The organism is Streptomonospora alba, assembly GCF_000826685.1.
Classification (GTDB): Bacteria; Actinomycetota; Actinomycetes; order Streptosporangiales; family Streptosporangiaceae; genus Streptomonospora; species Streptomonospora alba.
This window is the reverse complement of the sequence record NZ_JROO01000003.1, coordinates 63513-75836: the sequence shown is the minus strand read 5'-3', so window position 1 is coordinate 75836 and position 12324 is coordinate 63513. Positions and strand designations below refer to the sequence as shown.

The window sequence follows — 12324 nt, the reverse complement described above, 5'->3', positions numbered from 1 at the left end:
CCCGGGCGCCCAGGCTCCGCTAGCCGGCGGGCTGCTCCTCCCCGCCCGGTCCCAGGCGCTGCCGCCGCGCCGAGCGCGCGCCGGACTGCACCCGGCTGCGGACCTCCTCGCCGATGCCCCCTGCGGTCAGGTCGTGGGCGAGTCGGCAGGCCCGCTCGACGGCCGGCCCGCGGCTGGCGCCGTGGGAGATGACCACGCTGCCGTTGAGGCCCAGCAGCACGGCGCCGCCGTAGGTGTCGCTGTCCAGCCGGCCGCGGAGTTCCCGCAGGGCCTTGCGCTGCAGGAGCGAGCCGGCCTTGGCCGCGGTGCTGGAGGTCATCGCCTCGGCGACGGCGTCCATGGTGAAGCGCACGGCGCCTTCGACCGATTTCAGCGCCACGTTGCCGGTGAACCCGTCGGTGACCACGACGTCGACCTCGCCCGCCAGCAGGTCGTGGCCCTCCACGTTGCCGCGGAAGTCCAGCCGCTGGGCCTGCGGCGCCTGGGCGGCCGCCGCGGTGAGCAGCTCCGCGGTCTTGCGGGCCAGGCGGTTCCCCTTGCCCGGCTCCGCGCCGATGGTGAGCATCGCCACCCTGGGGTTCTCCACGCCGAAGGCGCTGCGGGCGTAGGCGGCGCCGAGGTGGGCGAACTGCACCAGCATCTCGGGTTTGGCGTCGGCGTTGGCGCCGGCGTCGAGCAGGACGGTGGGACCGGGGCGGGTGGGCAGCGACACGGCCAGGGCCGGGCGCATGATGCCCTGCTGGGTGCGCAGCCGCACTGTCGAGGTGGCGACAACACCGCCGGTCGATCCCGCCGACACCAGCGCGCTGGCCTCACCCTGCCGGATGAGTTTGCAGGCCACGGCGACGCTGGAACGCGGTCGGCGCCAGCTCGCCAGCGCGCCCTCGTGCATCGCCAGCGCGTCCTCGGCGTGCACGATCGGAATGGCGCCCGCCGCGTCCTCCTCGGCCAGCAGCCGCACGAGCTCGGGGCGCCTGCCCACCATCACCACACGCAGCCCGTGCTCGCGCACCGCCCGCACGGCTCCCCGGACCGCCTCCTGCGGACCGTGGTCGCCGCCCATGGCGTCCAGGGCGATGACCGGTCCGCTGTGCACGCTGCGGACGCCTGTCTGGGGTGTGCTCACCCGTCCCCTCCATCGATTGCCGGAAGCACGGGCCAGATCCCCTCCGGAAACGCCGCGGGCGCAGGCCCGTAGGCCGCGATCGGCGGCGGTCCTGCGGACGGGCGCACCTGACCGTACGCGGTCCACGTTACGCTGCGAGATGCCGGCCGCCGCGGGCGGACCGGCCGACCGCGCCCGAAACGCCCTGATCAGCGGTTGATGCCCGGAAATCGGGTACGAACCGCGCAGGTTCGGGTATGACTCTTTTCCGCCCGGTTCGGGCCGATCGCCCCGACCGGCGGCACAACCCGCTGACTGATTACCAGGGAAGCTCGCCGACCGCGGGCTCCCCGGCTACCGCCTGCCCTGCTCCCCCCGCACGGCGGGTCGTCGCCCCCAGGAAAGGAGACACGTGAGCTTGACGCACGACGCGGCACCGTCCCCGTCCGCCGGACGTCGGTTTCGTGCCTACACGACGAAACACCTGGACGAGCTCACGGCTCGCGCCGGGCTGGGCGAGGCTGAACGCCTCGCGGTCCGTGCGGTCGCCACAGTGCTGCCGTTCCGGGTCAACAGCTACGTCGTCGACGAGCTGATCGACTGGGACGCCGCGCCGGCCGACCCCATCTACCGGCTGGTCTTCCCCCAGGCGGACATGCTGCCCTCCTCCGACGTCTCGCGGATGGCCGACCTGCTGCGCCGGGACGCCTCGCGCAAGGAGATCAACACCGCGGCCAACGAGATCCGCGGCCGGCTGAACCCCCATCCGGCCGGGCAGATGGACCTCAACGTGCCCACCGCCGACGGCACGGACCCGCTGGAGGGCATGCAGCACAAGTACTCCGAGACCGTGCTGTTCTTCCCCAAGCAGGGACAGACCTGCCACGCGTACTGCACCTACTGCTTCCGCTGGGCGCAGTTCGTGGGCGAACCGGACCTGAAGTTCGCCTCCGGCGAGATCGACCACCTGGTCGAGTATCTGCACCACCACCCCGAGGTCACCAGCGTCCTGTTCACCGGCGGCGACCCGATGATCATGGGCGACTCGGTCCTGCGGCGCTACATCGAGCCGCTGCTGGGCGTGGAGACCCTGGAGTCCATCCGCATCGGGACCAAGGCGCTGGGCTACTGGCCGCAGCGCTTCACCACCGATCCCGACGCCGACGACACCCTGCGCCTGTTCGAGCAGGTCGTCGCCTCGGGCAAGAACCTGGCGTTCATGGCGCACTTCTCCCACCCCAACGAGATGGCGCCCGCCCTCGTCCAGGACGCGGTGCGGCGCATCCGCGACACGGGGGCCGTCATCCGCACCCAGGCGCCGCTGATCCGCACGATCAACGACGATTCGGCCGTCTGGGAGAGCATGTGGCGCACCCACGTCCGCCACGGCATGGTGCCCTACTACATGTTCGTCGAGCGCGACACGGGCCCGCAGGACTACTTCGCCGTCCCGCTGGCCGAGGCCTACGAGATCTTCCGCGGCGCCTTCGCCAACGTCTCCGGCCTGGCCCGCACCGTGCGCGGCCCCTCCATGTCGGCCACCCCGGGCAAGGTGTGCATCGACGGCGTCACCGAGGTCGCCGGCGAGAAGGTGTTCGTGTGCCACTTCATCCAGGCGCGCGACCCCGAACTGGTGGGCAAGCCCTTCTTCGCCCGCTATGACGAGAAGGCCGTCTGGCTGTCCGACCTGGAGCCCGCGCTCGGGGCGACACGCTTCCCCCATGAGCAGGGCCCGCGCGAGGACGCCTCCGCTCTCGTCGGCACCGCCCACCCCTGACGGCCGGTTCCCGGACGTCCGGCGGGGATCCACTCGGGTTCATTCGGGCGCGGCCGAGCGCACGGGCTCGGCCGCGCGCCGCCCGCGCCGGACGGCGGAAGGGCGGTTGCGGCAGCACCGGAGGCCCGAGGCGCGCCGAACACCCACGGCAGTCGACCTCAGAGGCACTCGGGACCGTGAGCAGGGGCACATCTCCTTCCCTGTTTACGAGTGGAAGGCGTTTTTGGCGGACCCGGAGTCGATGCAAGCCGCCGCGACGGGGCCTCAGGGGTGTACCGGTCCGGGCCGCCGCCCGTTGTCGCGCGGACTTCGGCCTGTGTACACGGTGGCGAAAGTGCTCCGCTCGGTCGGTGCCACGTAGTGTGGACGCGGCCTCACCCCCTCTGCTCCCAGGCCGGTATCGCACTCGAGGAGTCCGATGGTCGACTGGTTCGGCAGCACCGTCGTGTCGACGGGCCGTCTGCCGCTCTTCTGCTTCTTCGTCGCGTTCGTGGCCGGCTTCCTGCTGATCCGGATGAGCGTGCGGATGATCCGCGCGGGGGTCCGCTGGTGGCCGGGCAATCTGCGACCGGGCGGCCTGCACATCCACCACGTGGTCTTCGGTGTGGGGCTGATGATGGTCGGCGGTGTGGCGGCGCTGGTGGTCCCCGACCGCCAGGGAGTGCCGATCGCCGTGGCCGCGGGGCTGTTCGGGCTGGGCTCGGCGCTGGTACTCGACGAGTTCGCGCTCATCCTGCATCTGCGCGACGTCTACTGGAACGAGAAGGGCCGCGCCTCGGTCGACGCGGTGTTCGTCGCCGTCGCGCTGACCGGTCTGCTGCTGACGGGGTTGCGCCCCTTCGGCTGGACCTGGCTGCACAGCGTGGGCCCCGGCGGCTGGCAGACCTGGGTCGAGGCGGGGCTGCTGGCGCTTGCGCTGATCAACCTGGCCGGTTCGGTCGTCAGCCTGCTCAAGGGCAAGATCTGGACCGGGCTGACCGGAGTGTTCCTGCCGGCGATCTCGGTGGTGGCGGCCGTGCGCCTGGCGGTGCCGGGGTCGCCGTGGGCGCGCTGGCGCTACCCGCCCGGCTCGCCGAAGCTGGCCCAGGCGATCCGCCGTGACCTGCGCATCCGCCGTCCGCTGATCAAGGCCAAGATCCGTGTTCAGGAGCTCATCGCCGGGCGCCACGACGTGGAGCTTCCCGCCGAGCCGGGATCCGGTCGGCCGTCGGGCGAGCCGTCCGCGTTTTCCCGAGCGGGCTGAAACAGGGGTCGCACGGCGTTCGGCCGTAGGGAGCCCGGTGGTCGGCGAGTGTGACGGCTGCTACGCGCCGACGTCCGCCAGGGCGCGGCCCAGGGTCGTCTAGAGTGGCCCGACGATGGCTTCTTCGCGCGAGAACGCCGCCCGGATCCATCACCGCGGGCTGGTGATCGGCGTCGACATCGGCGGCAGCAAGGTGGCCGCCGGTGTGGTGACACCCGGCGGCAGCATCCTCGCGCGCTCCCGCGCCGAGACCCCCGACCGCAGCAAGAGCCCCAAGGTCGTCGAGGACACCATCGCCGACGTCGTCGCCGAGCTGCGGCGCGACTTTCCGGTGCGTGCGGTGGGCGTGGGCGCGGCGGGGTTCGTCGACGAGCAGCGCTCCACCGTGCTGTTCGCGCCGCACCTGTCCTGGCGCGAGGAGCCGCTGCGCGAGGCGCTGCGCGCCCGGTTGCAGCTTCCGGTGGTGGTCGAGAACGACGCCAACGCCGCGGCGTGGGCCGAGGCGCGCGTGGGGGCCGGACGCGACGCCGAAGACACGATTGTGGTCAACCTGGGTACCGGGATCGGCGGCGCCGTCGTGATCGGCGGCGAGCTCTACCGCGGCCGCCACGGCATGGCCGGGGAGTTCGGCCACATGACGGTGGTGCCCGGCGGGCGGCGATGCGAGTGCGGCAACCGCGGCTGCTGGGAGCAGTACGCCAGCGGCAACGCGGTCACCCGCGAGGCGCGCGAACTGGCCGCCGCCGACTCGCCGGTGGCGCGCGGCCTGCTGGGCGCCGTGTCCGGCACTCCCTCGCTGATCACCGGTTCGCTGGTGAGCGAGCTGGCGCGCGGGGGCGACATGGCCTGTGTGGAGCTGCTGGAGGAGGTCGGGAGCTGGCTGGGCGTGGGTCTGGCCAATCTCGCGGCGGCCTTCGATCCGGAGCTGTTCGTCATCGGCGGCGGTGTTTCGCAGAGCGGGGAGCTGCTGCTGGGGCCGGCCAGACAGGCCTTCCGGCGCGCCCTGACCGGGCGCGGCTACCGGCCCGAGCCGGGCGTCGTAGCGGCCGAGTTGGGCAACCAGGCCGGGTTGATCGGGGCCGCCGACCTGGCCCGTGACGCGCTGCCGCGGTGGCGCCAGGGCCGCCGTCAGCGCCGCATCGGCAGCTCGGTCCGCATCCGCGGTCGCTCGCGCTAGTCCCGCCGAGCGCCGGCCGCTCGCGCTCAGGCGGGGGGCTCCCCGGGAACCGTCCGCGATCCGCCACCGCAGCGGGCGCGCCCCCTTCGGCGATCCGCCTCCGGCGTTCTCGGCGGGTTCCTCGGGCTCTCGGCGCACCCTTTCGACCGGCGGTGCCCAGCCGTGTCCCCGCAAACCGAACCTCGTTCTAGTCTGCGTCCTCCGGGGTCTGTAGAGTGCCGCACATGGAGCTGAATGGAGTTGCCGCCCTGGTTTCCGGCGGCGCAAGCGGGCTGGGTGAAGCCACCGTCAAGGAACTCGCCTCGGCGGGTGCGACGGTCGTCATCGCCGATCTGAACGCCGAGCGCGGCGAGGCGCTGGCCAAGGAGGTCGGTGGAGCGTTCGTGTCCACCGACGTCTCCGACGAGGACCAGGTCCAGGCCGCGGTGCAGGCGGCCGTCGACACCGGAAAGCCGCTGCGCGTGGCGGTGTCGTGCGCGGGCATCGGCTGGGCCACCCGTACCGTCAACAAGGAGGGCATCCCTCACGACCTCGCCAGTTACAAGAAGGTCGTCGAGGTCAACCTGATCGGCACGTTCAACGTGCTGCGGCTCGCGTCGGCAGCGATGTCGCAGACCGAGCCCGCCACCGAGGACGGCGAGCGCGGCGCGATCGTCAACACGGCATCGGTCGCCGGCCTGGAGGGCCAGATCGGCCAGATCGCCTATTCGTCCTCCAAGGGCGGGATCATCGGCATGACCGTGCCAGCGGCCCGCGACCTGGCCGCTGCCGGCATCCGCGTGAACACCATCGCACCGGGCATCCTGGACACCCCGATCTACGGCCAGGGCCCCGAGTCCGAGGAGTTCAAGCAGCGCCTCGCGGCCCCGGTGCCCTTCCCCAAGCGCCTGGGCACGCCCGGCGAGTTCGGCAAGCTGGCCCGCGCGCTGGTCGAGAACGGCTACATCAACGCCGAGACCGTCCGGCTCGACGGCGGCCTGCGGATGCCGCCGAAGTAGTGCCGTCCGCGGCGGGCGGGGCGGCGCAGGCAGCGGTCGGCCGCCCGCCGGCCACGCAGACCGAGTAAGGAGCGCGATGAGCGACGAGGTGAGCTTCACCGCCGAGGACGGCGTCGCCGTCATCACCATCAACCGCCCCAAGGCCAAGAACGCGGTGAACGCCGCCGTGGCCCAGGGCATCGCCGCGGCGCTGGACGAGCTGGACTCTCGCAAGGACCTGGTCGTGGGCATCCTGACCGGGGCGGGGGAGACCTTCAGTGCGGGCATGGACCTCAAGGCGTTCATGCAGGGCGAGGTGCCCACCGTCGAGGGGCGCGGCTTCGCCGGGTTCGCCCAGCGGCCGCCCCGCAAGCCGCTGATCGCGGCAGTGGAGGGATACGCGCTGGCCGGCGGGTTCGAGGCGGTACTGGCGTGCGACCTGGTGATCGCCGCCGAGGACGCCAAGTTCGGCATTCCCGAGGTCAAGCGCGGCCTGGTGGCAGGCGGCGGCGGACTGCTGCGCCTGCAGCACCGCATCCCGCGCAACATCGCCATGGAGTTCGCGCTGACCGGCGACTTCGTCGAGGCGCCGCGCATGGCCGAGCTGGGCCTGGTCAACAGCGTGACGGCATCGGGCGGCGCGCTGGAGGGCGCCCGCGGGCTCGCGGGGCGCATCGCGGCCAACGCCCCGCTGTCGGTCGCGGTCTCCAAGCAGGTCATCGGTGCGTCGGAGGACTGGTCGAGCGACGAGATGTGGCAGCGCCAGGACGAGATCACCGGCCCTGTGTTCGTCAGCCACGACGCCATGGAGGGTGCCGCCGCCTTCGCCGAGAAGCGCGCGCCGCAGTGGAAGGGCGAATGAGCCCCGCGTAGGCAGGTCCGCGCGGCGGGCGGCGGTGCCCGCTCGCCGCGCGGCACCACCGCTGGGGCGGGGACGGTTCCGAGCGGGACTCCTGTTCCCCGAGTGCGGCGTGCGCTCGGCGGCCGGGTGCTCGAAACGGACGCCCACCGGCCCTCGGCGCACTACTCCGGCGGCAGCGGCACGCGCAGTGCGCGCATCAGCGTGGCCAGCATGTCGTAGTAGCCCACGAGGGTGACCAGCTCGACCACGCCCGCCTCCCCGAAGTGCTCCGCGGCCCGCCCATGGCAGGCGTCGGAGGCGTCGCGGTCGTGCAGCAGTGCCCGGGCGAAGTCGAGGGCCGCGCGATCGGCCGGACCGAAGGATTCGGGCGCGGTGCCTATGCTCAGCGCCGCGATCTCGTCCTCGGCCAGCCCGGCTCCGGCGGCCAGGCGGCGGTGCGCCGACCATTCGAACGCGCTGTCCCGCGCCGCGGCCACGGTCAAGATCACCAGCTCGCGGACGCGCTCGGGCAGGGAGGTGTGCGCACCCACGGCCGCGCTGAGCCGCTGGAGCGCGGCTCCCACGCCCGGCGCGGCCAGCATCGCGTTGAAGGGGCCGTGCAGCCTGCCGCGCTCGTCGAACAGCGCGAAAGGCGGTTCGCTGCCGTACTTGGCCAGCACGCCGTCGTAGATCGCCCGCTGCTCGGGGCCGAGCTCGTCGGGGGCGTACCAGTGGATCCGGCCGTGGTGCATCCTGCGATTATGCCGCGGCCGGGCCCTCGCCGCTCCACAGCGGCCCCCGCACGCCGTGGAGGGGCGGCGGCCCGGCGCGGCCTCCATCCCTACAACTGCGCCCAGGCCCGGGTGAGCACGTCGCGAAGCACCGCCTCGATCTCGTCGAAGTGCTCGGGGCCGCAGATCAGCGGCGGGGAGAGCTGGACGACGGGATCGCCGCGGTCGTCGGCGCGGCAGATCAGCCCGGCCTCGAACAGGGCGGGTGAGAGGAAGCCCTTGAGCAGTCGGGAGGCCTCCTCCTCGGTGAAGGTTTCGCGGGTGTTCTTGTCCTTGACCAGCTCGATGCCGTAGAAGTAGCCGTCGCCGCGGACGTCGCCGACGATGGGCAGGTCGTACAGGCGCTCCAGCGTGGCGCGGAAGACCGGTGCGTTGCGGCGCACGTTCTCCAGCAGCTTCTCGTCCTCGAAGAGGTCGAGGTTGGCCAGTGCCGCGGCGGCGCCGACGGGATGGCCGCCGAAGGTGATGCCGTGGGTGAACATGCCGCCCGGCTCGGTGAACGGCTCCGCCAGCCGCTCGCGCGCGATCACCCCGCCCAGGGGGACGTATCCCGAGGTCGCGCCCTTGGCGAAAGTGATCATGTCGGGCAGGTAACCGAACCGCTCGGCGCCGAAGTACTCGCCGAGCCGCCCGAAGGCGCAGATGACCTCGTCGGAGACCATCAGCACGCCGTAGCGGTCGCAGATCTCGCGGACCCGCTGCATGTAGCCGGGCGGCGGAGGGAAGCAGCCGCCCGAGTTCTGCACGGGCTCGACGTAGACGGCGGCCACGGTCTCGGGGCCGTTCTGCACGATGGCGTGCTCGATCCGGTCGGCGGCCCAGGCGCCGAACGCCTCGGGGTCGTCGCGGTGGACGGGCGCCCGGTAGATGTTGGTGTTGGGCACCTGGATCGTGCTGGGCACCAGCGGTTCGAACGGCGTCTTCAGGGCCTGCACGCCCGTGATGGACAGCGCGCCCAGGCTGGTGCCGTGGTAGGCGGTCTCGCGGCTGATCACCTTGTGCCGTGTCGGCTGACCGATGGCCTTGAAGTACTGGCGGGCCAGTTTCCACGCGCTCTCGACGGCCTCGGAGCCGCTGGTGGTGAAGAAGACGCGGTCCAGGTCGCCGGGCGCCAGGTCGGCCAGGCGCTCGGCCAGGCGCACAGCGGTGGGATGGGCGTAGGTCCAGATGGGGAAGTAGGCCAGCTCGCGGGCCTGGTCGGCGATCGCCTCGGCGATCTCCGTGCGCCCGTGGCCGGCCTGGGAGACGAACAGCCCGGACAGCCCGTCCAGCAGCCGCCGTCCGCGGTCGTCGTAGACGTAGGCGCCCTCACCCCGGGTGATGACGGGGATGTCGGAGTCGGTGTAGGCGGCCATCTCGGTGAAGTGCATCCACAGGTGGTCCTTGGCCGCCTGCTGGAGGGCACCTGACGTGTCGTAATGCCGGGCTGTCACTTGGCTCCCCCTGATCGGGTCGTGATGAGCGGGGACCGTTTGGTCAACCCAGTGAAATAGTCGCAGTCTTCGGAACTATGTCAAGTATCCGCTGCGCCACTCGATATTTACAACGGAATCCCTTGTTACTGGTCACAGGGTCTGCCATGGTACGGGGAAGCCACCAGCCCCCTGCGTCCCCATTCACCGGGAGGAGCCCCCGTGCAGGACCAGTCGAGCCGCCCTCGGCGGCTGTGCAACTTCATCAACGGCGAGTACGTCGACGCGGCGGACGGGCGTAGCTACGACCTCGTCGACCCGGTCACCGGAGCGGTGTTCGCGCAGGCGGCCCTGTCGGGCCCCGCCGAGGTCGACGCCGCCTTCAGCGCCGCGCAGAAGGCCTTCGACGGCGGCTGGCGCGACAGCACCCCCGCGGATCGGCAGATCGCCCTCAACCGCTTCGCCGACGCGGTCGAGGAGCGCGCCGACGAGCTGGTCTCGGCCGAGGTGGCCAACTGCGGCAAGCCCGTCCAGCTCACCAGGGACGAGGAGCTCTGGCAGGTCACCGATGCGCTGCGGTTCTTCGCTGGCGCCGCGCGCAACCTGGAGGGCAAGGCCGCCGGCGAGTACATGGCCGACCACACCTCATGGATCCGCCGCGAGCCCATCGGCCCCGTCGGCCAGATCACGCCGTGGAACTACCCCATGGCGATGGCTTCCTGGAAGATCGGCCCCGCGCTGGCGGCCGGCAACACCGTGGTGCTCAAGCCCTCCGACACCACGCCCGTCTCCACTCTGCTGCTGGCCGAGATCGCCGCGGAGTTCCTGCCGCCCGGCGTGTTCAACGTCGTCACCGGCGACCGCGACACCGGCCGCGCCCTAGTGAACCACCCCGTCCCCCGGATGGTGTCGCTCACCGGCTCGACCCGCGCCGGACTGGAGGTCGCCCAGCAGGGCTCCAAGGACCTCAAGCGGCTGCACCTGGAACTGGGCGGCAAGGCGCCGGTGATCGTCTTCGACGACGCCGACGTCGAGAAGGCCGCCGCCGGCATCGCCGAGGCCGGCTTCTTCAACGCCGGTCAGGACTGCACTGCCGCCACCCGCGTCCTCGCCGCGCCCGGCGTGCACGACGACCTCGCCGCGGCGCTGGCCGAGCAGGCAGCGAAGACCACCACCGCCGGGCCCGACGACACCGACGCCGCCTACGGACCGCTCAACAACGCCGCGCAGCTGGAGCGCGTCAGCGGGTTCGTCGAGCGCGCGCCCGAGCACGCCCGGATCATGGCGGGAGGCGGGCGCGTCGGCGACACGGGCTACTTCTACGCGCCCACCGTCGTCTCCGACCTGCGCCAGGGCGACGAGATGGTCACCGACGAGATCTTCGGGCCGGTCATCACCGTCCAGCGGTTCGACGACGAGGACGCGGCCGTGGAATGGGCCAACTCCGTCCGCTATGGTCTGGCCTCAAGCGTGTGGACCCGCGACCACGGGCGCGCGCTGCGCGTTTCGCGCCGCCTGGACTTCGGCTGCGTGTGGATCAACACCCACATCCCCCTCATCGCGGAGATGCCGCACGGCGGGTTCAAGCACTCGGGCTACGGCAAGGACCTCTCGCTCTACAGCCTGGAGGACTACACCCGCGTCAAGCACGTCATGAGTTACATCGGCCGTGACTAGCACATCGTCGAGGAGTCGCCCCATGGCCACCGCCACCGAGGAGCCGCGCACCCGCCACGACGCAGGCGCCCGTGCGGGCACGCCCGCCATCAGCCTGGAGCAGATCTCCAAGGCCTACCGTTCGGGCGGCGAGGACGTGCAGGCCGTGCGCGGAATCGACCTGCGCATCGAGCAGGGGGAGTTCTTCTCTCTGCTCGGCCCCTCCGGCTGCGGCAAGACCACGACCATGCGCATGGTCGCCGGGTTCGAGTCCCCCACGTCGGGGACGGTGCGCCTGCACGGCGACGACGTCACGGGCGTCGCGCCCCACCGGCGCGACGTCAACATGGTCTTCCAGAGCTATGCGCTCTTCCCCCATATGACGGTCTTCGACAACGTCGCCTTCGGGCTGCGGCGCAAGCGGGAGGCCTCGGGGGAGATCCGGCGCAAGGTCGCCGAGGCTCTTGAGCTGGTGGAGCTGAACGGACGCGAGCGCACCAAGCCCGGAAGGCTCTCCGGCGGCCAGCAGCAGCGGGTCGCTCTGGCCCGCGCCCTGGTCAATCGGCCCAGTGCGCTGCTGCTCGACGAGCCGCTGGGCGCGCTCGACCTCAAGCTGCGCCAGGCGATGCAGATGGAGCTCAAGCGCATCCAGCGCGACGTGGGCATCACCTTCGTCTACGTCACCCACGATCAGGGCGAGGCGCTGACCATGTCCGACCGCATCGCTGTGATGAACGGCGGCCGCGTCGAACAGCTCGGCACCCCCGCCGAGGTCTACGAGCGGCCCGCCACCCGCTTCACCGCCGGATTCATCGGCACCTCCAACCTTCTCAGCGGCACGGTCGCCGGCCGCAGCGGCGAGGTCGCCACGGTGCGGATCGAGGGGGCGGGCGAGGTCCGGGCCTCCTGCGACGCGCCCGCCGGTGCCCGCGTCGACCTGACCGTGCGCCCGGAGAAGATCGCGATGGAGGCCGAGGAGCCCGCCGGCGACCGGGCGCGGCTGGCCGGCACCGTGACCGAGGTCGTCTACCTGGGCTCGGCCACCCATTACACCGTCCGGCTGGGCGACGGCAGCGAGGTCGTCGTCTTCCGGCAGAACGCCTCCGACGCCGCGAGTGCCGCCGAGCGCGGCGAAACCGTCTGGGTGTCGTGGCGACCGGAGCACGCCTACGCCCTTCCGGGCTAGGCACCGGAGCGGGTGCCGCCCCCGGGCAGCAGCCGGACCGTCGCCGTCGGACTCCTGCCGATCCGAACGGCCCTCCCCACCCCCCAGCAGAAAAGAGCGGACAGCCGTGACCCGACGCCTCACCCCCGCGCAGGCCGCCTTCGCGCGCGGGCTCACCCA

10 protein-coding genes are annotated in these 12324 nt (G+C 72.0%); 7 read left to right on the top strand and 3 right to left on the bottom strand.

All coding sequences use genetic code 11. From position 1 onward, the window contains the following. Positions 1-19: 19 nt before the first annotated feature. A complete protein-coding gene (plsX, locus tag LP52_RS01075; RefSeq protein ID WP_052809281.1) occupies positions 20-1126 on the bottom strand; it encodes a phosphate acyltransferase PlsX in 1107 nt (368 codons plus the stop codon). Between the two features lie 391 nt (positions 1127-1517). Between plsX and LP52_RS01070 the strand changes: the two genes are divergently transcribed. The 5 genes from LP52_RS01070 to LP52_RS01050 all read left to right on the top strand — a co-directional run bounded on the left by LP52_RS01070 (position 1518) and on the right by LP52_RS01050 (position 7141). Continuing rightward, the gene (locus LP52_RS01070; protein ID WP_169775325.1) at positions 1518-2882 is read left to right on the top strand and encodes a KamA family radical SAM protein; all 1365 of its coding nucleotides are present in this window, start codon (positions 1518-1520) and stop codon (positions 2880-2882) included. A 418-nt stretch (positions 2883-3300) separates the two neighbouring features. Next, positions 3301-4125 (top strand): hypothetical protein, encoded by an 825-nt coding sequence (locus LP52_RS01065; RefSeq protein WP_040269916.1) that lies wholly within the window; start codon positions 3301-3303, stop codon positions 4123-4125. A gap of 115 nt (positions 4126-4240) precedes the next feature. Further along, on the top strand, positions 4241-5302 hold the full coding sequence (locus tag LP52_RS01060) for an ROK family glucokinase (protein WP_040269915.1): 1062 nt from the start codon (positions 4241-4243) through the stop codon (positions 5300-5302). A 224-nt stretch (positions 5303-5526) separates the two neighbouring features. After that, positions 5527-6300, top strand: a complete 774-nt coding sequence (locus tag LP52_RS01055) for an SDR family NAD(P)-dependent oxidoreductase (RefSeq protein ID WP_040269914.1) — start codon at positions 5527-5529, stop codon at positions 6298-6300. A gap of 76 nt (positions 6301-6376) precedes the next feature. Next, positions 6377-7141, top strand: coding sequence for a crotonase/enoyl-CoA hydratase family protein (locus LP52_RS01050; RefSeq protein WP_040269913.1), 765 nt, complete (start codon positions 6377-6379; stop codon positions 7139-7141). A gap of 161 nt (positions 7142-7302) precedes the next feature. On the opposite strand, the gene LP52_RS01045 is transcribed toward LP52_RS01050, so the two are convergent. After that, the gene (locus LP52_RS01045; RefSeq protein WP_040269912.1) at positions 7303-7872 is read right to left on the bottom strand and encodes a carboxymuconolactone decarboxylase family protein; all 570 of its coding nucleotides are present in this window, start codon (positions 7870-7872) and stop codon (positions 7303-7305) included. 89 nt (positions 7873-7961) lie between these two features. Beyond that, positions 7962-9344, bottom strand: coding sequence for an aspartate aminotransferase family protein (locus LP52_RS01040; RefSeq protein WP_040269910.1), 1383 nt, complete (start codon positions 9342-9344; stop codon positions 7962-7964). A 201-nt stretch (positions 9345-9545) separates the two neighbouring features. Here LP52_RS01040 and LP52_RS01035 point away from each other — a divergent pair, with 201 nt between their 5' ends. Both LP52_RS01035 and LP52_RS01030 read left to right on the top strand, forming a co-directional pair. Next, positions 9546-11000, top strand: coding sequence for a gamma-aminobutyraldehyde dehydrogenase (locus tag LP52_RS01035; RefSeq protein ID WP_040269908.1), 1455 nt, complete (start codon positions 9546-9548; stop codon positions 10998-11000). Positions 11001-11022: 22 nt separating this feature from the next. Beyond that, on the top strand, positions 11023-12165 hold the full coding sequence (locus LP52_RS01030) for an ABC transporter ATP-binding protein (RefSeq protein ID WP_040269906.1): 1143 nt from the start codon (positions 11023-11025) through the stop codon (positions 12163-12165). The last annotated feature ends 159 nt before the right edge of the window (positions 12166-12324 follow it).